We start from the raw sequence: 22,022 nt of genomic DNA, 5'->3' as shown, positions 1-22,022 counted from the left end.
TCCGACATCACCCGGGAAGATCTTCAGCGCGTAGAAGGGAGCGCGGTCGACCGGGCCGAGCGCGGGGTTGGGCCGGTGCCCCGGGTCGCCGAGATCCGCCGCCGCGGCCGCCCGCCCCGCCGCCGCGGCCACCCCGGCCGAGCGCGCCCGCTGGCTGGTCGCGGCCGCCGACGCCCTCGACGCCGCCGCCGGCGACCTCGTCCCGCTGGCGCACGAGGAGACCCACCTGCCGGCCACCCCGCGGCTGGCCGGCGAGCTGAAGCGCACGACGTTCCAGCTGCGCCTGTTCGGCGAGGTCCTCACCGACGGCGAGTTCCTCGGCGCCACCGTCGACCACGCGGACCCGGACTGGCCGATGGGCCCGCGTCCGGACATCCGCCGCGTCAAGACCGCGATCGGCCCGGTGCTGGTGTTCGCGGCCAGCAACTTCCCGTTCGCGTTCAGCGTCGCGGGCGGCGACACGGCGTCCGCGCTCGCCGCGGGCTGCCCGGTGATCCTCAAGGCGCACCCGGGCCACCCCGAACTGTCCGCGCTGACCGGCCGGATCCTGCGCGAAGCCCTGGTCGGCGCGGGCGCGCCCGAGGGGATCTTCGACGTGATCTTCGGCCAGGAGGAAGGTGTCACGGCGCTGAAGGACCCGCGGATCGCGGCGGCGTCGTTCACCGGGTCGATCCCCGGCGGGCGGGCGCTGTTCGACATCGCGAACGCGCGGCCGCGGCCGATCCCGTTCTACGGCGAGCTGGGCAGCGTCAACCCGGTCGTGGTGACCGAGGCCGCGATCGCCGCGCGCGGGGAGGCCGTCGCGAAGGGGTACGCCGGGTCGTTCACCCTCGGCGCCGGGCAGTTCTGCACCAAGCCGGGGCTGCTGTTCCTGCCGGAGGACCACAACCTGACCTCGGTGCTGCAGGAGGCGCTGGCCGGTGCCGCGGCGCAGCCGATGCTCAACGACCGCATCGCTTCCGGTTACGCGGACAAGCTTTCTTCGCTGAAGGAGGTCCCAGGTGTCGAGGTGGTGTCGTCGTCGGATTCTTCCGCGCCCGCGTTCACCCCGACACTGCTGGCGACGACCGGCAAGCAGTTCCTCGAGGGCGGCGACACGGTGCACGAGGAGTGCTTCGGGCCGGCGTCGCTGATCGTCACCTATGCCGACCAGGCCGAGCTGCTGCGCCTGCTCGACGTGATCGAACCGGGGCTCACCGCCACGATCCACGGCGAGGAGTCCGACGCGGACTGGATCCGGCCGGTGCTGCCGGCGTTGGCCCGCATCGCCGGGCGGCTGCTGTGGAACGACTGGCCCACCGGCGTGACGGTGAGCTGGGCCCAGGAGCACGGCGGCCCATACCCGGCGACGACCGCCCCGACCACGACGTCCGTCGGCACCGCGGCGATCGAGCGGTTCCTGCGGCCGCTCGCGTGGCAGGGCTTTCCGGACGCGTTGCTGCCCGAACCCCTCCAGGAGGCCAACCCCTGGCAGCTGCCCCGCCGCACCGACGGCTCCCGCTGACCGAGCCGCTCCCGCGGACCCGCTGACCCGGCCGGCCCGCGGGGGCGCCCCCGGTTTCCACGTTACCGTCTGGCACCGACAGTTTCGGTGCCGCTGAACCCGCAGCCCTCGAACCCGCGGGGGCGCCCCCCAGTTTCCACTTTACCGGCCGGCACCGACAATTCCGGCGCCGCCAACCCGCAGCCCGCGGGGGCGCCCCCCGTTTCCAGCCTATCGCCCGGCACCGACAGTTTCCGGTGCCGGAAACCGCCGCCGCACAACTGAATCCCGTTCCCTGTAAGCCGAGGATGTCTTCCTGGGAGGCATTGCCATGCCCGTGAACCGGAGAAACGCGCTGCGCGGCGGCGCGCTGGCGGCCGCTTCGACCGTGCTGCTCACCCGTCCGGCCTTCGCCGCCGGTGGGAAGCCCGCGGCCGCGGGCGGGGTGCCCGTCGCGACCGCGCCGATCGTCGCCGCCTACCGGCAGCTGCAGACCGGCATCAACCGGCCGTCGCCGGAACGCACCGCCGCGCTGGTCAACCTGGGCCGCGTCGCCAAGGCGTACAACGCGAGCCTGTCCGTCGCCGGCGGTGGTGCTCCACTGTGGACGGACCTGCCGCTCGGCCCGGGCAGCGACTACACGACGTCGATGTACGCCCGGCTGCGCGCGATCGCCGTCGACTGGGGCACCCCTGGCGCCGCGCTGTCCGGCGATCCGGTGGTGCTCGACCGGATCAAGGCGGCGCTCGAGCTCATCTACGCCAGCCAGTACAACGAGAACGTCGGCGAGATCGGCAACTGGTACACCTACGAGATCGGCATCCCGTACTATCTGCTGCACACGCTGTCGGTCGTCGCCGACCAGCTCACCGCGGAGCAGCTGGCCCGCTACCTCGCTCCGGTGAAGCGGTTCGTCGGCAACCCGAACCTGCGCGCGAACAACGCGTCGGTGATCGAGACCGGCGCGAACCGCGCGGACAAGGCGCTCATCTCCATCGTGTCCGGCGCGCTGCTCGGCGACACCGCCTGGATCAAGACGGGCATCGACGCGCTCACCGACGTCGCGGGCGGGGGAGCGGCGAGCGTCGTCGCCAAGCTCGACCGCGCGGCCGGCGACGGCTTCCACGTCGACGGCTCGTTCATCCAGCACGACACCATCCCGTACCCCGGGCACTACGGCACCGTCCTGCTCACCGCGCTCGCCGGCGCCATCCACGTCACGGCGGGCACCGAGTACGCGCTGCCGCAACCGTTGAAGGACAAGATCTACGCGCTGGTGGCGGACAGCTTCGCGCCGTTCGTCTACGCGGGCGCGCTGATGGAGCCGGTGCGCGGCCGGATGCTCTCGCGCCAGGGCGAGACCGGCCACGACATCGGCCACCAGCTGACGGTCGCGACGCTGGTGCTGGCCCGCACGGCGTCCGGCAAGACGAAGACCGACCTCAACGCGCTCGCCGCCAAGTGGATCAACGAAGGCACGTATGCGCCGTTCCTGAAGATCCCCGACCCGGAGCGGTTCGCGCCGGGGCCGGACCTGGTGGCGACGCCGGGCATCGAGTTCGCGCAGGACATGCTGGCCTCGGGCGCGCGCCCCGCGCGGGTCACCGCGACGCACCGCGTCTTCGGCCAGCAGGACCGGATGGTGCACGTCACCGACGACTGGTCGGCGTCCCTCGGCGTCAGCTCGACGCGGATCTCGCGCTACGAGTCCATCAACGGCCAGAACCTCAAGGGGTTCTACGTCGGCGACGGCGTGCTCTACACCTTTCTACCCAACGCCAAGGGCCACTACACCGACGCCTACTGGCCCACCGTGGACCCGCTGCTGCTGCCGGGCACGACCGAGAACGACGGCCCGGTCGACCCGAAGTTCGGCGGCGTGCCGGTCGGCCCGAACGCGCACACCGGCGGCGTCCGCTGGGACGCCCGCACCGGCGCCTACGCGCTCGACTTCAAGTCCTGGGACGGCTCCCTGGTCGCGAAGAAGTCGTGGTTCTTCACGCCGTCCGGGATCGTCTGCCTGGGCGCGGGGATCACCAGCACGTCCGGCAGCGCAGTGCGCACGACGATCGAGAACCGCAACCTCGGCGAAGGCGGCCGCGGCGCGCTGCTCGCGGACGGCCGGCGCGTCCCGACCGACCTCGGCAAGGTCTCGGCGCTGCGCCGGACGCGCTGGCTGCACTTGGAGAACGTCGGCGGGTACGCGCTCTTGGACGACGCTTCGGTGACGGCGCTGCGCGAGGACCGCACCGGCGCCTGGCGCGACATCGACACCGGCGCCAACACGAAGGGCACCACGACGCCGAACACGCGCCGGTACCAGAAGCTGGTGCTGGAGCACGGCGTGAAGCCGGTCGACGCGACCTACGCGTACGCGGTCCTGCCCGGCGCGTCGGTGATCGGCACGCTGACGGCGTCGTGGGCGTGGCGCGTGCTCTCGAACACCGCGGTGGTGCAGGCGGTGCGCGTCGCCGACGGCACGGTGCTGGCGAACTTCTTCGCCGCCGGCTCGGCCGGTGACGTGCGGGTGTCCGGACCGGCTTCGGTGGCGGTCGGGCGGCGTCAGCTGGCGGTGTCGGACCCGACGCAGACGCAGGACAGCGTGACGGTGACCGTGCGCGGCAAAGCCGTGACGGTGCCGCTGAAGGGCACCTTCGGCGCCACGACGGTGGTGCGGCTGTAGTGGTCCTCCCCGCCGGGCCGGTGCCCCGACCCGGTCCGGCGGGGTCCCCAGCTCGGTTAGGCTGGAATCCATGACCGAACACGTCGACGTCGTGATCGTGGGGGCCGGGCTGTCCGGGATCGGCGCGGCCTGCCGGCTGCAGGAGCGGCTGCCGGGCAAGACGTACGCGGTGCTCGAGGCGCGGGACACGATCGGCGGAACCTGGGACCTGTTCCGGTACCCGGGCATCCGATCCGATTCGGACATGTTCACCCTCGGTTACCCGTTCCGGCCCTGGCGGGACCCGAAGGCGATCGCGGACGGCCCGTCGATCCTGTCCTACATCCGCTCGACGGCTTCCGAACACGGGATCGTCGACCGGATCCGCTTCGGCCACCGCGTGGTGCGGGCGTCGTGGTCGTCTTCGTCGGCGCTGTGGACGGTCTCGACGGCGCACGGCGCGACGTTCACGTGCCGGTTCCTGTACCTGTGCAGTGGTTATTACTCGTACGAGTCCGGGCACGTGGTCGACTTCCCGGGCCGCGCGGAGTTCGCCGGGGAGATCGTGCACCCGCAGCACTGGCCGGAGTCGCTGGACCATACGGACAAGCGGGTGGTGGTGATCGGCAGCGGCGCGACGGCGGTGACGCTGGTCCCGGCGCTTGCCGGGCAGGCCTCGCACGTGACGATGCTGCAGCGGTCACCGTCGTACATCGTGGCCCGGCCGGGCAGCGACGCTCTGGCCGACCGGATCCGGGCCTTGCTGCCGGAGAAGCTCGCGCACCGGGTGGTGCGCGGCAAGAACGTGGTGCTGGGGACGCTGTTCTTCCAGCTGATGCGGCGGTTGCCGCGCCGGGCGTCGCTGGCGCTGCGCAAGCGCGTGGCCGCGCAGCTGCCGGCGTCGATCCCGGTGGACCCGCACTTCGTGCCGTCGTACGACCCGTGGGACCAGCGGTTGTGCCTGGTGCCGGACGCGGACCTGTTCCGGGCGCTGCGCTCGGGCAAGGCGGACATCGTGACCGACCGGATCGCGCGGTTCACGGCTTCCGGGATTTCCCTGGAGTCGGGCCGTTCGCTGGACGCGGACATCATCGTGACGGCGACGGGGCTGCGGCTGGTGGCGTTCGGCGGGATCGCGCTGACGGTCGACGGCCGCGCTGTCGTACCGGGTGATCAGCGGGCGTACAAGGGGATGATGTTCGGGGGCGTGCCGAACCTGGCGTGGTGCGTGGGGTACACGAACAACTCGTGGACGCTGCGGGCGGACCTGACGTCCCAGTACGTGTGCCGGCTGCTGGAGTACCTGGACCGGCGGGGCTACGCGTTCTGCGCACCGGACGAGGAATCGGCCGCGGCGGCGGGCCGGCCGCGGCCGATCGTGGACCTGGCGTCGGGGTACATCAAGAGGGCCGCCCCGGGCCTGCCGAAGCAGGGCGAGAGGCGGCCTTGGCTGATGCGGCAGAACTACCTGCTGGACTTCGCGGACATGCGGCTGGGCCGGGTCGACGACGGGGTGATGCGGTTCGGCCGCGCGGAAGACCGGGCGGCGGCAACGCACTGAGCGGCTCGGCGGGCTGCCGGTCGGCCGTGGAGCTGGCCGCGTGGCTGTGCTGCGCGGGGCGGCCTGGCTTTGGCCGCTTGGCCGGTCGCCGAGACCGCCGCGGCCGGGCCGTCCGGCCCGGCCGCGCGTACACCCCCGTCGGCGCTTGTCAGCCCTGGCGGGCCTTGTTGCGCGGGTTGTCCTTGTTGATCACCAGCACCTTCGTCCCCCGGCGGATGACCTGAGCACCCGGCTGGCGGGCGAGCGAGCGGATCGAGCTGCGGACCTTCATGGCGAGCCGTCCTTCCTGCGGGATCTGCGTCCCACATCCCCCTCAACTACCCGCCCCTCAGTTTCATTCCGCAACTCAGCTGGTCTCACGCGCCACCCAGGACTGCAGGTCATCACCCCTCACCGCCGCTGCCATCAGCTCCGGGAACTGGTCCGGCGTGCACGCGAACGCCGGGACGCCCAGCTCCGCCAGCGCCGCCGCGTTCTCGTGGTCGTACGACGGCGCTCCCGAGTCCGACAGCGCCAGCAGCGTCACCACCTGGACCCCCGCGCCCACCAGCTCGGCGATCCGGTGCAGCAGCTCCTCCTCGTCGCCGCCCTCGTACAGGTCGCTGATCAGCACCAGCAGCGTCCGCTCGGGCCGGCCCACCAGGCCCTGGCAGTATGCGATCGCGCGGTTGATGTCCGTGCCGCCGCCCAGCTGGGTGCCGAACAGGACGTCCACCGGGTCCGTGAGGTGCTCGGTCAGGTCCGCCACCTCCGTGTCGAACGCCACGAACGACGTCTGCAACGCCCGCATCGACGCCAGCACCGCACCGAACAACCCCGAGTACACCACCGACTCCGCCATCGACCCCGACTGGTCGACCGCCAGGATCACGTCCCGCTGCACCGCCTGCTGGCGCCGCCCGTAGCCGATCAGCTGCTCCGGCACGATCGTGCGCAGCTCGGGGGAGTAGTGCTTGAGGTTGCGGTGGATCGTGCGTGCCCAGTCGACGTCGCCCGGGCGGGGCCGGTGCGTGCGCGACGCCTTGTCCAGCGCCCCCTTGATCGCCGCCCGGGTGCGCTCGGCCAGCCGCTCCTCCAGTTCCTCGACGACCTTGCGGACGACCTCGCGCGCGGTCTCCTTCGTCTCCTCCGGCAGCACGCCGTTCAGCGACAGCAGCGTGCCGACCAGGTGCACGTCCGGCTCGACCGCCGACAGCAGCTCCTTCTCCAGCAGCATCCGGGTCAGCCCCAGCCGGTCGACCGCGTCGCGCTGCATCACCTGCACGACCGTGCTCGGGAAGTACCGCCGGATGTCGCCCAGCCAGCGCGCGACCCGCGGTGCCGACGCGCCGAGGTTGGCGCTGCGCGGCCCGCCCGTCGCTTCCTCGTCCGGCTTGTCGTAGAGGGCGGCCAGCACCGCGTCGACGCCACTGTCCTCTTCGGACAGCTGGGCGTCGGCCAGCCCCGACCCCTCACCCGCACCCTCGGCGCCGAGCACCAGCCGCCAGCGGCGCGCGCGTTCCGTATCCGCGCTCACGCCCCCACCCCCAACAGCGTCGCCAGAACCGGCAGCACGCGCTCCGCCCGGTCTTCGTCCAGTTCCTCGGCTGCCGCGACGACCGCCGCGGTGCCGTCGAGCCCGGCCGCCCGGTGCCCGATCGCCCGCTTCTCGGGCCCGCTGAACGCGCCGAACGTCCGGCGCAGCAACGGGAGCACCTCGGTGAAGACATCGGCGGGGATCGCCGCGAGCCACGCATCGATCACCCGCAGCAGACCTTCGTCGTGCACCAGCAGCAGCGCGCCACCGTCGAAGAACCCCTCGACGTACGCCGCGCCCGCCGACGGCGCGATGCCCGGCGTGAGCGCCCGGCCCAGCCGCAGTTCGATGTCGAGCGCGTCGAGCAGCCCGGCATCGTGCAGGATCCGGGTGAGGCGCCCGGCCAGCAGCGGCGGCAGCGACGGCCGTTCGGCCAGCCGCGCCAGCGCCGCGAGCCAGCGCTCCTTGGCCTCCTCGCCCAGCAGCGACGTCGCGTCGTGCACGCCGTCGACCAGCTGGGCCATCCGGGCCGCGGCGTCGTCGTCGATCCCGTGCGTCGCCGGGGGCAGGCCGGCGCAGATCCGGTCGAGCATGCGGTCGGCGACCGCGCGCAGCGCGCCGGTGTCGGTGCCGCGCACGTTCCCGTAGCGCGTCGCCCTGGCCAGCGCGGGCAGCGCCGACATCAGCCGCGCGACGTCCGCGTCCGCCGCCGCCCGCGCGTCGAGCGCCGCGAGCGCCTCGGGCAGCGCCTCCGGCAGGTCGGCGAGCAGGCAGTTCTCGACGGCCGTGGTCACCTCGTCCAGCGGGGGCGTGCCCTCGACGGCGCCGCGGACCGCGGCGGTGGCCGCCGACGGCACGGTCGTGCCGTAGACCGCGGCCGCCACCAGGTCGACCTCGAACGCCGGCTCCCAGGCCAGCGCCCAGGTTTCCCGGAACGTGCCCTTGTTCCGCCGCGCCGACGCCTCCCGGCTGCCCCATTCGATGCCGAGGATGCGGAGCCGGTGCAACAGCTTCGAACGGTCGAGCCCGCCGGGCGTGCGCAGGTCGAGGTCGAGCTCCTTGACGATCGGGTCCTTCTTCAGCCGCAGGCGTTTCGCCGTCGCGGTCAGGTCCGCGGCCAGCGGCGGCTGCGGCACCCGGTCGGGCACCTCGCCGAGCCGTTCGCCGACCACCAGCCGCCGCGTGACGAGCTCGACCTGCACCTCGTCGCCGCCGCACAGCACCGACCGGGTGGCTTCGGTGACCTCGGCCAGCCCGGCCGAGGACCGCCCGCGCAGCGTGGCCAGGGTGTCGGCGAGCCGGACCGCCTCGATGACGTGCGCGGTCGAGACGGGCAGGTCCTCCTCCCGCAGGACCGCCGCGACCCCGGCCAGCCAGCGTGTGGTGACGTCTTCGGCCGTGGTGAAGAGGTGGTGGTACCAGCCCGGCGACCGCACGCCCGCGCCGTAGCCGCTGGCCGTCGCGAGCCGGCCGTGGGTCCACGGGACCCAGGTGCACGCGACCTTCCGCTTCGGCAGTCCTTTGAGGACGGACGAGTCGTGCGACGCCGGCGGCAGCGGATCGGCCAATGCGGGCACGTGCCACGCGCCGCAGACGACGGCGATGTTCTCGAAGCCGTCCTTGCGCGTGCGGCGCAGCACCGAGCGCATGTACGCCTCACGCCGCGCTTCGTTCCCGCGCGGCGGGTCCTCGTCCTCGCGCACCGCCTTCATCGCGTCCGCGATCACCTCGAACGGGTTTTCGCTGTCCCGCCGGGACTCCACGACGTCGTCCCACCAGCGCTCCGGGTCGTCGTAGCCACCGGCCGAGGCCAGCAGCGCCAGCGGGTCCACCGGCGGTCCCGCGTGCTCGTCCGGGCCCGCGGCGAACGTGTGCGCGGCCGGGAGGTCGCAGAACCGCACCGGGATCCCGGCTTCGCGCGCGTAGGTGAGCGCCTGCCACTCGGGGCTGAAGACGGCGAACGGCCAGAACGCGGCGCGCGAGACGTCGTCGGTCGCGTACGCCAGCAACGCGACCGGCGGCTGCATGGCCGGGTCTTCGGTCAGCTCGACCAGGGCGTCGGCTTCGGGCGGACCCTCGATCAGCACGACGTCGGGCTCCAGTTCGGCGAGCCGCGTCGCCACGGCCCGGGCGGATCCCGGACCGTGGTGGCGGATGCCGAGCAGGTGAGTGGTCAAGAGATCTCCTGACCGGCCCGGTAGAAGTCGGCCCAGCCGTCGCGCTCGCGGACGACCGTTTCGAGGTACTCGATCCAGATCGCGCGGTCGGCCACCGGGTCCTTGACCACCGCGCCGTGGATGCCGGCCGCGACGTCGTGCGGGCGCAGCACGCCGTCCCCGAAATGGGCCGCCAGCGCGAGCCCGCCGGTGAGCACGCTGATCGCCTCGGCCGTCGACAGCGTGCCGGACGGCGACTTCACCGCCGTGCGGCCGTCTTCGGTGCGGCCTGAGCGCAGCTCGCGGAACACCGTGACCACGCGGCGGATCTCGGCCAGCTCGGCGGCTTCGGCGGGCAGCTGCAGCGACGTGCCCAGCTCGGCGACCCGCCTGCTGACGATCTCGACCTCCGCCTCGGCGCTGTCCGGCAGCGGCAGCACGACGGTGTTGAACCGCCGCCGCAGCGCGCTCGACAGCTCGTTGACCCCCTTGTCACGGTTGTTCGCCGTCGCGATCAGGTTGAAGCCCGGGCGCGCCTGCACCTCGGTGCCCAGCTCCGGGATCGGCAGGGTCTTCTCGGACAGGATCGTGATGAGCGAGTCCTGGACGTCGGCCGGGATGCGGGTCAGCTCCTCGAGGCGGGCGAGCTTGCCGTCCCGCATCGCGCGCAGCACCGGGCTTTCGACCAGCGCGGCGGCGCTCGGGCCTTCGGCGATCAGCCGGGCGTAGTTCCAGCCGTAGCGGATCGACTCCTCGGACGTGCCCGCGGTGCCCTGCACCAGCAGCGTCGAGTCCCCGCTGATCGCGGCGGAGAGGTGCTCGGACACCCACGTCTTCGCCGTGCCGGGCACGCCGAGCAGCAGCAGCGCGCGGTCGGTGGCCAGCGTCGCGACGGCGACCTCGATCAGCCGCCGCGGGCCGACGTACTTCGGGGTGATCACGGTGCCGTCCGGCAGGGTGCCGCCGAGCAGGTACTCGACGACGGCCCACGGGGACAGGTTCCAGTGGGGCGGCTTGGCCCGGTCATCGGCGGCGGCCAGCGCGGCCAGCTCGGCGGCGTGGTCCTGTTCGGCGTGCGGCCGGAGGACGGTGGGGGCGGTCATGCGAGCTCCTCGTACATTTCGCGGCGGAAGTTCAGCGTTTCGGTGAGCGCCCGGCGCCACGGCCCGGCGTCCATGGTCAGGCGGGTGGTGGCCAGCGGGTGGCGCAGGCACTGCGGCGGGACCGCGCGGGCGATCACGACGGCGGCGTGCGAGACCAGGCGGTGGTCGTCCTGGCGGGCGATCCAGTCGAGCAGGGCGGTGCCCAGCTCCTTCGTCCACGGCCGGGGCAGCTCGTGCACCAGCCGCGCGAACGACTCGACGGGCAGCCGGCCGATCAGGTGCCCGACGGTGGCGGCCTGGCCGGCGGGCCCGAGCACGCCGAGCAGCGGCGGCGTGGTGCGGCCGCCGGGGTCGGCGCCGATCAGGGCCTGCGCCCAGGTTTCGTCGCGCTGGCGCAGCGCCGCGGTGGCCCACGAGTCGCGCAGGACGCCGGCCGGGCAGCCCTCGACGGTCATCCGGACGACCTCGGCGGGCGGGCCGAACTCGGTCCAGAAGGACAGGGGAGCGGCCGCGACGAGCGTGCGCAGCCGGACGGTGCCGTCGCCGCGTTCGCCTTGCGGGACAGTGACTTCCAGGACCCGGCCCCGGCGGCGGACCAGCGGCCGCAGGCGTTCGGCCATGCCTTCGCCGTACCGCGTGCCGGGCAGGCGGCCGAGCAGTTCGGCGGCCCGTTCCCGGACCGCCGCGGCGCGGTCGGTGAGAGCGGCTTCGAGGAAGTCCTCGTCCTCGGCGACGAGGTGGCCGGCGAGCACGCCGAGGAAGTCCGCGCGGACGTCGGCGGGTTCGCTCTTCCAGGAGCCGAGGAGGGCTTCGCGGGCCGCCGACGGATCCTGGGCGAGCTTGGCGGCGAGCCAGCGGCGGCGCTGGGCGAGGCTGCCGTACTGCCAGACGTCGGCCGCTTCTTCCGCGGGCGCGCAGAGGTAGGACCAGTCGGGGTTGCGCTGCCCGAGCCACGCCCCGACGGACCCGGCGACCGCGACCAGCGGACCCCGCAGGGCGGCCTTGCTCCGGGCGGCTTCGGCGAGCAGGGGGAGGGTTTCGGGCGGGACGCGGTAGTCCGTGCCGGCGACGATGCCGAGCCACTCCAGGAGGAGATCGGGATGGCTGGCGGCGAGCAGGCGGGCCAGGCGTTCCCGGGCCGGCGGCGGCACGAAGGGACGCTCGTCCGGGGCCGCGACGGGCAGCGGCCGGACGTCGTGCAAGGGCTGCCGGCCGGCCCGGCGGTAGGTGGTGAGGACGGCCGCCGCGGTGAGGAGCTGTTCGGCGGGGTCGGTGCGGTCCTGGACGAGGTCCTGCACCGCCGGCGGCTGGGACGCGGGGTCCAGCGTGCGGCGGCGAGTGCCCAGGAGCGCGGTGCCGACGAGGTCTTCCCAGGCTTTCACAGCCGCACCGCCCGGTCCTCGTGCCAGCAGGTCAACGGCCGCAGTCCCGCCGGGCTCCACTCGCCGGCCACCGTCAGCGGACGGCCCGCCGACATCGCCAGCAACGACCACGGCCACGCGTACGGCACCAGCGGCAGCGCCGTTCCGTCCTTTTCGGACAGACACCAGCCGCCGCCGTGTTCTGCCGGTGTGACACCCGACAGCAGGACCGGCCAGCGCTCCAGCCACGGGTCCGCCGCCATCGCCCGCGCGTACGATCCCAGCGCCTCCGAAATCGACCCGCCCGAAGCTTCCGGCGCCGCCGACGGGATGCCGCGCTCCACCACCAGCGCGCGCAAGGGGGCGGCACCCGGGTAGAACGCCAGCTCGGCGGTCAGGAAATGGCCCGGCGGCAACGAAGAATCCAGCGGACGGCCCGGCGGCGCGAACGACAGCACCAGCGCGTCCCGGCCCGTGGCACGCCCGCGCAACCACGTCCGGCGCGTCAGCAGCCGGTCGTTCTCCTCGTCCGCCGCGCCCGTGATCAGCCACTCGTCCGACACGCGCTCGCCGCTGTCCAGCACCCGGGCCGTCTCGACCGAAAAGCCCAGCCGCGTCCGCACGGTTTCGGCCAGGGACGGCGGCAGGGAATCCAGCCGGGTCGCCGAATCCGCCAGCAGGTACACCAGGGAAAGCTCGCCCAGCAACGCCTCCGGCCAGTCGCGGCGGCCGACGATCCCCGCCGCCCGGCGCAACCCGCCCGCCAGGCCGGACGCCTGCGCGTCGACCATCCGCGCCGCCACCGTGCGCAGCTCCTCGCCGCCGCTGCGCTCGAACCCGGCGAACCCGGCGCCGATCCGGTCGGTCAGCCAGATCTTCAGCTCCGCCACGCCGCCTTCGACGCGCGCCGCCCGCTCCGAAGCCCGCCGGGCGGCCGCTTCCTCGTCCTTCGGCCCGGCGGCCTCCGCGCGTTTCTCCGCGCGCCGGGCTCGGTCGGCGCGTTCGGCCAGCCACGTGTGCACCCACTCGGGTGGCGCGGCCGAATCGATCTTTCCCGCCGCCCACAGCAACAACAGCCCCAGTGCGTGCTTGCACGGGAACTTCCGGCTGGGACAGGAGCACCGGAACGCGGGCTCGGCGAGCTCGACGCACGTCTGGTACGGCTTCTTGCCACTGCCCTGGCAGAAGCCCCACACGGCGTCTTCGGACGCACCCGCGCCCGACCACTTCGCCGGCGTGGCCAGCGCCCGGCCCGCCTTCTCCGACGCGGGATCCGGCGCCAGCCCGGCCACGCGTTCCGCGGTCCACGGCACCGCCGTCACCACCTGTCCCCCCACTGTCCGCCCTCGCTTTCCGGTACTCGCTGAAGCATGCCAGCACCCACCGACAATTTCCGGAACCCGACTATTCTAGTGCTAGAGTAGAGACGTGCTGACCGACTCGGAGCTGACCGTCCTCGGCCTCGTCGTCGAACGGCCGAGGCACGGCTACGAGCTGGACGAAGTCGTGTCGGAGCGCGGCATGCGCGAGTGGACCGCCCTCGGCTTCAGTTCGATCTATTACGTCCTCGGAAAACTCCGCGACCGCGGCCTGGTCGCCGAAGTCGCGGAAGAACGCGCCCACGCGAAGGCCAAGAAGACGTACACGGCCACCGACGCGGGCCGGCGTGCCTGCGCGGCGGCCGCGGAGGCGGCCATCGCCGAACTGCGCCCGGTGCACCCGCCGGTGCTGGTCGGGCTGGCCACCAGCCCGGCGATCCCGCCCGGCAGGCTCGCGGCCGCGCTGGCCCGGCGCGCCGAAGCCGTCGAGGAGCGCTTGGCCGAGGTGCGCCGGGCCGCGCCGGCGGACGCCCCGCCGTTCGTCCGGGCGATCTTCGACTACTCCATCACCCAGCTCGAAGCGGAAGCCGCCTGGCTGAGAGGACTGTCCTGATGCCCTACGACGTCAAGAAGGACCTGAAGCGGCTGTACGCGCCGAAGAACACCGACTGGGCGCTGCTCGACGTGCCCGAGCAGCAGTTCCTCGCCATCGACGGCCGGGGCGACCCGAACACGGCGGAGAGCTACCGGAAAGCCGTCGAAGCGCTCTACGCCTTCGCATACACGATCAAGATGACGGCGAAGCGCACCGGCGAGGACTTCGTCGTGGGCCCGCTGGAAGGCCTGTGGTGGGCCGAGGACTACGCCGCGTTCACCGTGCGCGCGAAGGCGTCCTGGCAGTGGACGATGCTGATCTGCCAGCCCGCGTGGATCGGCGAGGACGCCGTCGAGGAAGCCCGGGAATCGGTGCGCCGCAAGAAGAAGATCGACGCACCGGTCCGGCTCGAGAAGCTGCGCGAGGGCCGGTGCGCGCAGGCGCTCCACATCGGCTCGTACGACGACGAAGGCCCGCTGCTCGCCCGCCTGCACGGCGAGTTCCTCGAGCGCGAAGGACTCGAGCCGGCCGGCCTGCACCACGAGGTCTACCTCGGCGACCCGCGCCGGACCGAGCCGGCGAAGTTGAAGACCGTGCTGCGTCAGCCGGTCGGCTGATCCAGCTCGGCGAGGCCGCTTTCCCAGCGCGCCCGCCGTTGCTCGGACGTCTGCTCCCACCACGGTTCACCGCGCTCACCCAGCGCCACCTTCGCCGTCTGCGTGCGGGCTCGGTCTTGGACGCGCCGCGCCGCCATGAGGTGCTTCTGCAGGCGGTCGCGGACGTCGTCCGGGATCTCCGGGTCCGTCGCGCGCCACCGGCGGCCGTTCACGACGATGTACCGGCCGTCCGGCGTGTGCTCGGGCATCAGTACTCGGTGGAGACCGGCCAGGTGTCGTCGTGCAGCAGGCGCTTGAGGATCTTGCCCGTCGCGTTGCGGGGGAGGTCCGGCACGAAGTACACGTCGCGCGGCACCGCGAACCGGGCCAGCCGCTGGTGGATGTAGGCCCGGATGTCCTCCGCGTGCAGCGAGGCGCCGCGCCGCGGGACGACGTACGCCGCCAGGCGCTGGCCCCACTCCGCGTCCGCCACGCCGACCACCGCCGCGTCGTGCACGCCGGGCAGGGCCACCAGCGCTTCCTCCACCGGGCGGGGGAACACGTTCTCGCCGCCGGACACGATCATCTCGTCGGCCCGGCCGGTGACGAACAGGCGGCCCGCCGCGTCGAGGTAGCCGACGTCGCCGGTGGCCATCAGGTCCGCCGCGCGCGCCGGGTCCTTGCCGTTCGTGTAGCCGTCGAACAGCATGTCGTTGCCGACGAAGATCTGGCCTTCGCCGCCGGGCGGGACGGGCTTGCGGTCCTCGTCGAGGATCGCGACGCGCGTGCCGAGCGGGCAGCGGCCCGCCGTGGTCGGCGCCGCGCGCAGGTCCGCCGGGGCGGCGATGCTCGCCCAGGACACCTCGGTCGAGCCGTAGAAGTTGTAGAGGACGTCGCCGAAGGTGTCCATGAACTGCGTGACGAACGAGCCGGACATCGCCGAGCCGCTGCTCGCGACGATCCGCAGCGACGACAGGTCGTAGCGCGCGCGGACGCGCTCGGGCAGGTCCATGATGCGCTGCAGCATGATCGGCACGGCGAACAGCGCGTCGCACTTCTGCTCGGCGATCGCCCGCAGCGTCTCCTCGGCGTCGAACTTGCGGATCAGCGCCAGCGACGCCCGCAGCGCCATGCCGAGCTGCATCGCGGCCAGGCCCCAGCTGTGGAACAGCGGCGCCGCGACCAGGATCCGGTCGCCGGCGCGCAGCGGGATCCGGTCGAGGATCGCCGCGGCCGTCCCCATGCCCTTCGGCGTGGGGCGCCGGGCGCCCTTCGGCGTCCCGGAGGTCCCGGACGTCAGCACGACCACGCGGCCCGGCCGCTCGACCGGCTTGGGCGGGTCGGCGGGCGCGGCGTGGATCAGCTCGTCGACGGTGGGGTAGCCGGTCTCGGCGTCCGGCCACGTGCTGATCCGGGCGAACTCGCCCGGGACGTTCGCGATGGTCTGCGCGAACTCGTCGTCGGCCAGCACGGCCGCCGGCTGGTGCTCGGCGATGACGTCCTTGACCGAAGCCGCGGACAGGCCCGTGTTGAGCAGGATCAGGTCGGCGCCGAGCTTGCTGGCGGCGACGAACGACTCGACCATCGCGGCGTGGTTGCGGCACATCAGCGCGATCCGGTCGCGTTCGCCGACGCCGAGCTCGCTCAGGCCGTTCGCGAGCCGGTCGCTGCGCTCCTGGACCTGCTTGAAGGTGCGGAGGCTGCGTTCGTCGTGCAGGGCGGGCTCGTCGGGGACGCGGGCCGCGGCGGCCTGGTAGCCGCCGGCGATGGTGGCGCCCCACTGGGCGAGCGAGCTGAGCTGGCGGGCGATCTTGTCCGGGCGGCCCGCGGACAGGACGCCGGCGCGCACCAGGACGCTCGTGGTGCGCAGCTTCGTGGCCTTGTTGCCGTCGCGGTCGGCGTCGGGATCGGGCTTGCCGGCGAGGTGCAGGTCGAGGCGCCGGGCGAGGGCACGGACGTCCTTCTTCACCGACGACACGAGATCGACGTGCGACGGCGGCAGCATCATCCGGACGAACAGCTCGGTCTTGCCGCCGGCCAGGGGTCTCAGCTCGAGCGAGACCCACGTGCCCTCGTCGGGGACGCCGCACCACACGACGTGCTCGCCCGGCCGGTACACGACGGCCTGAACCTGCGCCTCCATCATCGGCCCGCGTTCGGGCACGATCCGGATCACGCCCCGGGGCCCCCGGCCACGCGCGGCGTGCTCGACGATCTCGCACCCGGCGATCTCCGGCACGAACCGCGAATACCACTCCGGCGAACCGACGATCTGCCACACCACATCCGGCGTGTGCCCGACCACGGCACTCGCCTCGACCACATCGTCACGCATCTTCTGCCCTCACCGCAGTGTCACCGAACACACGTTCAGGTCACGGAGACGTCACAGTAACAGCAAACGGGTGATCCCGGATACTCCGAACGGCCAGATACCGGAGAGTAACGGACACTCGTAGTAGGTCTTCCTAGTGTCCACTGTGGAGTGATTAACGCCGTTCACCGAGCATAACGGCCACGGGCTGTGTGCGCAGGCCTCCGTGGGCGTCCGGAATGACTCATTCAAGACGTCCGGCGTCCTGGATGACTCATTCAGGACATGCGGGGGCATACCGGGCGACCAGCTCCGCGCCCAGCCGGGCGAGTTCGGCCTTCACGGACTCGGGACCCTCCACTTCGACCAGTGCGCCCCACCCCGCCAGCTCCTGCGCGATCATGATCGGCGCGGGCGCCGCGACCCGCGCGCGGACCCGGTCGCCGGGCAGGTCCGCGACCAGCTCGCAGTGCCGGCCGAACCGGTCGCGCAGCACGCCGAAGTGACGGCGGTCGAGCACCACGTCCGCGGTGAGCGGCGACCGGCGCTTCTCGATCTCCTCGACGACCTCGTCCCACACCTTCGCCAGTTCGAGGTCCGCCGGGCGATCGGCGGGCTCCTCGGTCGGGACGGGCGCCGCGATCCGGTCCACCCGGAACGTCCGTCGCCCGGCCGGGGTCCCTGCGACGAGGTACCAGACGTCGTCCTTGTCGACCAGGCCCCACGGGTCGACGAGCCGCTCGCGCCCGCCGTAGGTGAACCGGACGCGCCGGCGTGCGATCACGGCGTCCCGCAGGAGCTCGACCATCGGCGGCCGCTCCTTCACGCGCTCGCCCCAGCCGGCCGGGTCGACGACGATCGCCTCCGCGGCCGCCTCGGCACCGGAGCGGAACGTGCCGGGCAGCGCGCCCATCAGCTTGCGCAGGGCCGACTTGACCTCGGGGGACGCGGCCGCCGCCGGCCCGGCCAGCAGGAAGAGGGCCTGGGACTCGCGTGCGGTCAGGCCGGACAGGTCGGTGCGCGCGCCGCCGACCAGCTGCCAGCCGCCGCCGCGGCCCGGCTGCGGGTAGACGGGCACGCCCGCGGTGGAGAGGGCTTCGAGGTCACGGCGGGCCGTCGCGACGGAGATTTCCAGCTCCGCGGCGAGCTCGGCGGCCGTGACGCGGCCGCGCGTCTGCATCAGCAGCAAGGTGGCGACAAGACGGTCGGCGCGCATGGCGCCAGTGTCGCAAACAAAGTGCTCGCTTGATGAGCACTTTGGCTCCGCATGATGGCGTCAGACCGCTTGAGAGGAGCAGAAATGCTGCGAGGAATGGCCACTGTTTCGTACTTCGCCGACGACCACGCGGCCGCGCAGGCCTGGTACACCGAGTTCCTGGGGATCGAGCCGTACTTCCAGCGTCCCGGGTACGCCGAGTTCCGGATCGGGGACTACCGGCACGAACTCGGGCTGATCGACCGCAAGTACGTCCCAGCGAGCGTGGGCGGGGCGAGCGGCGAAATCGTCTACTGGCACGTGGACGACCTCGACGCCACCGTCGCCCGGCTGAAGGAACTGGGCGCGAAGGAGCACGAGCCGATCACCGAACGGGGACCCGGGTTCGTGACGGCGTCGGTCGTCGATCCCTTCGGGAACGTCCTCGGCGTCATGACGAACGCGCACTACCTCGCTGTGCTGGCGGAACGCTCGTGAGGCGGTAGGCCTCCTTCACGCACTTGTCACACCGCTCGTGCCGGACGGTCTTGTCCGCCGGATCGGTGCCGTAGAACGGGAAGCAGCCCGCGCCGCAGCTCGCGTAGTAGATGAGGCCGAGCCGGACCTCGCCGCGGCCGACGTAGTGCGCGAGACGGCGGCGCGGATCCGGCCCGCACTCGGGGATCCAGCCGTGGGCGGGCAGGCGGGCGGCGGCGATGTCGTCGAGCGCGCCCGCGCGGCTGACGAGGTCCGCGCCGAGACAGGTGAGGCGCTCGCCGAGATCGCGCATGCCGTCCGCGCGCAGGGGCGGGCCGGTGAGCCAGGCGAGGTCGCCGGGGAGCGTCTCGGCCAGGTCGCGCAGCCGGGTCAGGAGGGCGTGGTCCGGGTCCATGACCTGCAGGAAACCTGACGCGGATTTGTGACACCAGCCGACGAGCGGCCGCGGGAACTGTCGGACCCCGGTGACAGAATGCGCTCATGGCGACACCCTTCGCGACACCCCGGGCGAGAGCGCTCGGCTTCGGGCTCAGGTCCTGTCGGACGGCCCGGAACCTCGGCGTGCGCGAGCTGGCGAGGTTGATCGGCGTGCTTCCGCAGGAACTGTCCAATTGGGAGTACGGGAAGCGGATTCCCAAGGTGGAGCAGGTGGGGCTGCTGTTGGGGGTGCTCGTGGTGGAGCCTGGGGAACGGGCCCGGCTCCTCGACCTCGCCAAGAACGCGGCCGAGGTCAGCTGGCTCGAGAACTTGATTCCCGGCCGCAAGAACTTCACTTACGTGGAGTACGAGCGTGAGGCGAGTGCGATGTTCGGCTGGGAGCCGGTGTTCGTGCCGGGACTGTTCCAGACCCCGGCTTACACCCGGATCGTGCTGGCGGGCCTCGGCCTGCCGGCCGAGCAGGTCGAGCGGCAGGCCGTGGCCAGGCAGGCTCGCCGGCAAGTGCTCACCGGTCCTTACCCGGTTCCGTACGGAGTGGTTCTCGGCGAGGCGACATTGCGGCCGGGGTTCATCGAGCCACCGGTCATGGGCGACCAGTTGCGGCTCCTGCTGAACCTGTCGCGGCGGCGGAACATCTCGCTGCAGGTCCTCCGCGGAAGTGTGCAGTGCCATCCAGGGCTTTGCGGTCCCTTCGCGATCCTCGACTTCGAGCGGCTGCCGTCGATCGTGTTCGTGGAGCAATTCCGGGCGAGCGCCTACCTCTACGCTGCGGAGCAGGTCGCCGACTACCGGGCCGCCGCCAAGACCTTGGCGGCGCTGGCCCTGAGTGAGCAGGAGAGCTGCGCGCTCATCGAGGAGGTGATCGCCGAACTCGGAGGCATGGATGGGTGAGTGGCGGATCTCCCGCTATTCAGGCAAGGACAACTGCGTCGAAGTGGCGCTCGGACCTGCGGCAAAAATCCGCGACACCAAGGACCGCGCCGGCGGCACCCTCGAAATCTCCACCCGATCGTGGGATGCCTTCGTGATCAGCGTATGTACGCGAGACCCATCGGATCTTCGCCAGGTGTAGCTCCCGCGCACATAGCCCGCGACCGGGGTCACGCTTACCGTTCCCGTCCATGACCAGCGATCTGGACGGGCGCACCGCCCTCGTCACCGGCGGGGCCTCGGGCATCGGCCTGGCCTGCGTCCGGGCTCTCGCCGCGGCCGGGGCCAAGGTGCACGTCGTCGACTTGGACTCCGACCGCGCCGAAGCCGCCGCCACCGAGGTCGGGGGCTGGGCGCACGCCGCCGACCTCACCGATCCCACCACGATCGACGGCCTCCCCGCCGAAGCCGACATCCTCGTCAACAACGCCGGGATCCAGCACGTCGCTCCGCTCGAAGACTTCCCGCCCGACGTCTTCACGCGCATCCAGTCCCTCATGGTCACCGCGCCCTTCCTGCTGATCCGGCACGTCCTTCCCGCGATGTACGCGCGGGGCTGGGGCCGGATCGTCAACATGTCGAGCGTCCACGGGCTGCGGGCCTCGCCCTACAAAGCCGCCTACGTCGCCGCCAAGCACGGGCTCGAAGGCCTCTCGAAGGTCGCCGCCCTCGAAGGCGCCGCGCACGGGGTCACCAGCAACTGCGTGAACCCCGGCTACGTTCGCACCCCGCTGGTCGACAACCAGATCGACGCGCAGGCCGCCGAGCACGACATCCCGCGCGAGGACGTCGTCTCCGAAGTGCTCCTCAAACGCGCCGCCATCAAGAAGCTCATCGAAACCGACGACGTCGCTTCCCTGGTGACGTGGCTGTGCTCGCCGCACGCCGGCCACGTCACCGGGGCGTCCATCCCGCTCGACGGTGGCTGGACAGCCGCCTGAAACCCACAAGGAAGTGGAGCCCGCAGTGAGCCAACCCCACCGGTCGGCGATCGCCAAGATCGTCGGCGCGAGCCTGATCGGCACCACCATCGAGTGGTACGACTTCTTCCTCTACACCTCGGCCGCCGCCCTCGTCTTCAACAAGCTGTTCTTCCCGACGGCGAACCCCCTCACCGGCACGCTGCTGGCCTTCCTGACCTACGCCGTCGGGTTCCTGGCCCGCCCGATCGGCGGCCTCGTCTTCGGCCACTACGGCGACCGGCTCGGCCGCAAGAAGCTCCTGATCGTCAGCCTGGTGCTGATGGGCGGGTCGACGTGCCTGATGGGCGTCCTGCCGACGTACGCGAGCGCCGGCGTCGCCGCCCCTCTGCTCCTCACGCTGCTCCGGCTCGTCCAGGGCTTCGCGCTGGGTGGTGAGTGGGGCGGGGCCGTCCTGATCGTCTCCGAGCACGGCGACGACCGCCGCCGCGGCTTCTGGGCGAGCTGGCCGCAGTGCGGCGCGCCCGGCGGCAACCTCCTGGCCACCGCCGTCCTGGCGATCCTTTCGGCCACCCAGTCCGACGCGACGTTCCTGTCGTGGGGCTGGCGGGTCCCGTTCCTGCTCTCCGGCGTGCTGCTGCTGATCGGGCTGTGGATCCGGCTGGCCGTCGCGGAGTCGCCGGTGTTCCTGGCCGCGCAGAAGCAGGCCGAGAGCCGCGCCGAGAAGCACGTGCCGGTCGTCGAGGTCTTCCGCGACAGCTGGCGCCAGGTGCTGATCACGATCGGCGCGCGGATGGCGGAAAACGTCTCGTACTACGTGCTGACCGCGTTCATCCTCGTGTACGTCACGACCGGGCTGCACCTGCCGAAGGGCGTCGGCCTGACCGCGGTGCTCATCGGCTCGGCCGTGCACTTCGTGACGATCCCGCTGTGGGGCGCGCTGTCCGACCGCGTCGGCCGCCGGCCGGTCTACCTGTTCGGCGCGATCGGGATGGCGTTGTGGGGCTTCGCGTTCTTCGCGCTGCTGGACACGAAGTCGTCGGCGGTGATCGTGCTGGCCGCGACCGTCGGGCTGGTGCTGCACGGCGCGATGTACGGCCCGCAGGCCGCGTTCTTCGCCGAGCAGTTCCCGACGCGGGTGCGCTACACCGGCCTCTCGGTGGGCGGGCAGCTGTCGTCGATCGCCGCGGGCGCCGTCGCTCCGCTGATCGCCGTCGCGCTGTTCTCCGCGTGGGGCAGCACCGTGCCGGTGTCGCTGTACGTCGCCGCGATGTGCGTCCTCACGGTGATCGCGCTGCTCTCGGCCCGCGAGACGCGCGGCGAATCTCTGCACGACGACGACGTCCAGGCGGAGACGGCGGCCGTTTCGCCCTAG

At 72.4% G+C, this 22,022-nt stretch carries 20 protein-coding genes; 10 read left to right on the top strand and 10 right to left on the bottom strand.

Annotated features, from left to right (window positions below; translation table 11 throughout):
* Positions 1-67: 67 nt before the first annotated feature.
* The 3 genes from ACWEVP_RS49365 (at position 68) to ACWEVP_RS49355 (ending at position 5,706) form a co-directional block, all read left to right on the top strand.
* Complete coding sequence (locus ACWEVP_RS49365) at positions 68-1,504, top strand: aldehyde dehydrogenase (NADP(+)) (RefSeq protein ID WP_452069545.1); 1,437 nt, start codon at positions 68-70, stop codon at positions 1,502-1,504.
* 310 nt (positions 1,505-1,814) lie between these two features.
* Positions 1,815-4,166: a polysaccharide lyase 8 family protein gene (locus ACWEVP_RS49360; RefSeq protein ID WP_452069544.1), complete on the top strand. Its 2,352-nt coding sequence runs from the start codon at positions 1,815-1,817 to the stop codon at positions 4,164-4,166.
* Positions 4,167-4,236: 70 nt separating this feature from the next.
* On the top strand, positions 4,237-5,706 hold the full coding sequence (locus ACWEVP_RS49355; RefSeq protein WP_452069543.1) for a flavin-containing monooxygenase: 1,470 nt from the start codon (positions 4,237-4,239) through the stop codon (positions 5,704-5,706).
* A 148-nt stretch (positions 5,707-5,854) separates the two neighbouring features.
* Here ACWEVP_RS49355 and ACWEVP_RS49350 read toward each other — a convergent pair whose 3' ends face one another.
* The 6 genes from ACWEVP_RS49350 to ACWEVP_RS49325 all read right to left on the bottom strand — a co-directional run bounded on the left by ACWEVP_RS49350 (position 5,855) and on the right by ACWEVP_RS49325 (position 13,164).
* Positions 5,855-5,977, bottom strand: a complete 123-nt coding sequence (locus tag ACWEVP_RS49350; protein WP_086684836.1) for a ribosomal protein bL36 — start codon at positions 5,975-5,977, stop codon at positions 5,855-5,857.
* 75 nt (positions 5,978-6,052) lie between these two features.
* Positions 6,053-7,222, bottom strand: coding sequence for a VWA domain-containing protein (locus ACWEVP_RS49345; protein ID WP_452069542.1), 1,170 nt, complete (start codon positions 7,220-7,222; stop codon positions 6,053-6,055).
* Positions 7,219-9,399 carry a DUF5682 family protein gene (locus ACWEVP_RS49340; protein WP_452069541.1) on the bottom strand — a complete coding sequence of 727 codons (2,181 nt, stop codon included), beginning with the start codon at positions 9,397-9,399 and terminating at the stop codon, positions 7,219-7,221. Before ACWEVP_RS49340 ends, ACWEVP_RS49345 begins: the two co-directional genes overlap by 4 nt.
* The gene (locus ACWEVP_RS49335) at positions 9,396-10,481 is read right to left on the bottom strand and encodes an ATP-binding protein (protein WP_452069540.1); all 1,086 of its coding nucleotides are present in this window, start codon (positions 10,479-10,481) and stop codon (positions 9,396-9,398) included. The genes ACWEVP_RS49340 and ACWEVP_RS49335 overlap by 4 nt, the downstream gene beginning before the upstream one ends.
* Positions 10,478-11,863 carry a DUF5691 domain-containing protein gene (locus ACWEVP_RS49330; RefSeq protein WP_452069539.1) on the bottom strand — a complete coding sequence of 462 codons (1,386 nt, stop codon included), beginning with the start codon at positions 11,861-11,863 and terminating at the stop codon, positions 10,478-10,480. The genes ACWEVP_RS49335 and ACWEVP_RS49330 overlap by 4 nt, the downstream gene beginning before the upstream one ends.
* Complete coding sequence (locus ACWEVP_RS49325; protein ID WP_452069538.1) at positions 11,860-13,164, bottom strand: SWIM zinc finger family protein; 1,305 nt, start codon at positions 13,162-13,164, stop codon at positions 11,860-11,862. Before ACWEVP_RS49325 ends, ACWEVP_RS49330 begins: the two co-directional genes overlap by 4 nt.
* A 106-nt stretch (positions 13,165-13,270) precedes the next feature.
* Between ACWEVP_RS49325 and ACWEVP_RS49320 the strand changes: the two genes are divergently transcribed.
* Together ACWEVP_RS49320 and ACWEVP_RS49315 are read left to right on the top strand one after the other, a co-directional pair.
* Positions 13,271-13,774 carry a PadR family transcriptional regulator gene (locus tag ACWEVP_RS49320; RefSeq protein ID WP_452069537.1) on the top strand — a complete coding sequence of 168 codons (504 nt, stop codon included), beginning with the start codon at positions 13,271-13,273 and terminating at the stop codon, positions 13,772-13,774.
* Positions 13,774-14,373, top strand: a complete 600-nt coding sequence (locus tag ACWEVP_RS49315; RefSeq protein ID WP_452069536.1) for a GyrI-like domain-containing protein — start codon at positions 13,774-13,776, stop codon at positions 14,371-14,373. The genes ACWEVP_RS49320 and ACWEVP_RS49315 overlap by 1 nt, the downstream gene beginning before the upstream one ends.
* Here ACWEVP_RS49315 and ACWEVP_RS49310 read toward each other — a convergent pair.
* The 3 genes from ACWEVP_RS49310 to ACWEVP_RS49300 all read right to left on the bottom strand — a co-directional run bounded on the left by ACWEVP_RS49310 (position 14,358) and on the right by ACWEVP_RS49300 (position 17,882).
* Entirely contained in the window at positions 14,358-14,621 is a 264-nt protein-coding gene (locus tag ACWEVP_RS49310; RefSeq protein WP_400886749.1) for a hypothetical protein, read from the bottom strand. The genes ACWEVP_RS49315 and ACWEVP_RS49310 overlap by 16 nt on opposite strands.
* Positions 14,621-16,687, bottom strand: a complete 2,067-nt coding sequence (locus tag ACWEVP_RS49305) for an AMP-binding protein (RefSeq protein ID WP_452069535.1) — start codon at positions 16,685-16,687, stop codon at positions 14,621-14,623. Before ACWEVP_RS49305 ends, ACWEVP_RS49310 begins: the two co-directional genes overlap by 1 nt.
* Before the next feature lie 253 nt (positions 16,688-16,940).
* Positions 16,941-17,882, bottom strand: a complete 942-nt coding sequence (locus ACWEVP_RS49300) for a helix-turn-helix transcriptional regulator (protein WP_452069534.1) — start codon at positions 17,880-17,882, stop codon at positions 16,941-16,943.
* A gap of 96 nt (positions 17,883-17,978) precedes the next feature.
* On the opposite strand from ACWEVP_RS49300, the gene ACWEVP_RS49295 reads away from it, so the two are divergent.
* Positions 17,979-18,359, top strand: coding sequence for a VOC family protein (locus tag ACWEVP_RS49295; protein ID WP_452069533.1), 381 nt, complete (start codon positions 17,979-17,981; stop codon positions 18,357-18,359).
* Here ACWEVP_RS49295 and ACWEVP_RS49290 read toward each other — a convergent pair.
* The gene (locus ACWEVP_RS49290; RefSeq protein WP_452069532.1) at positions 18,313-18,753 is read right to left on the bottom strand and encodes a hypothetical protein; all 441 of its coding nucleotides are present in this window, start codon (positions 18,751-18,753) and stop codon (positions 18,313-18,315) included. The genes ACWEVP_RS49295 and ACWEVP_RS49290 overlap by 47 nt on opposite strands.
* A gap of 86 nt (positions 18,754-18,839) precedes the next feature.
* Between ACWEVP_RS49290 and ACWEVP_RS49285 the strand changes: the two genes are divergently transcribed.
* Genes ACWEVP_RS49285 through ACWEVP_RS49270 form a run of 4 tightly spaced genes read left to right on the top strand, consistent with a single transcriptional unit; the run spans position 18,840 to position 22,022 of the window.
* Positions 18,840-19,688, top strand: a complete 849-nt coding sequence (locus ACWEVP_RS49285; RefSeq protein WP_452069531.1) for a helix-turn-helix domain-containing protein — start codon at positions 18,840-18,842, stop codon at positions 19,686-19,688.
* Entirely contained in the window at positions 19,681-19,869 is a 189-nt protein-coding gene (locus ACWEVP_RS49280; protein ID WP_452069530.1) for a DUF397 domain-containing protein, read from the top strand. Before ACWEVP_RS49285 ends, ACWEVP_RS49280 begins: the two co-directional genes overlap by 8 nt.
* Before the next feature lie 49 nt (positions 19,870-19,918).
* A complete protein-coding gene (locus ACWEVP_RS49275) occupies positions 19,919-20,668 on the top strand; it encodes a 3-hydroxybutyrate dehydrogenase (protein WP_452069529.1) in 750 nt (249 codons plus the stop codon).
* Positions 20,669-20,693: 25 nt separating this feature from the next.
* The gene (locus tag ACWEVP_RS49270) at positions 20,694-22,022 is read left to right on the top strand and encodes an MFS transporter (RefSeq protein WP_452069528.1); all 1,329 of its coding nucleotides are present in this window, start codon (positions 20,694-20,696) and stop codon (positions 22,020-22,022) included.

It is taken from the genome of Amycolatopsis sp. NPDC003865 (assembly GCF_053605345.1).
The sequence above is the reverse complement of the archived record's forward strand: the minus strand, read 5'-3'. Positions and strand labels throughout refer to the sequence as shown.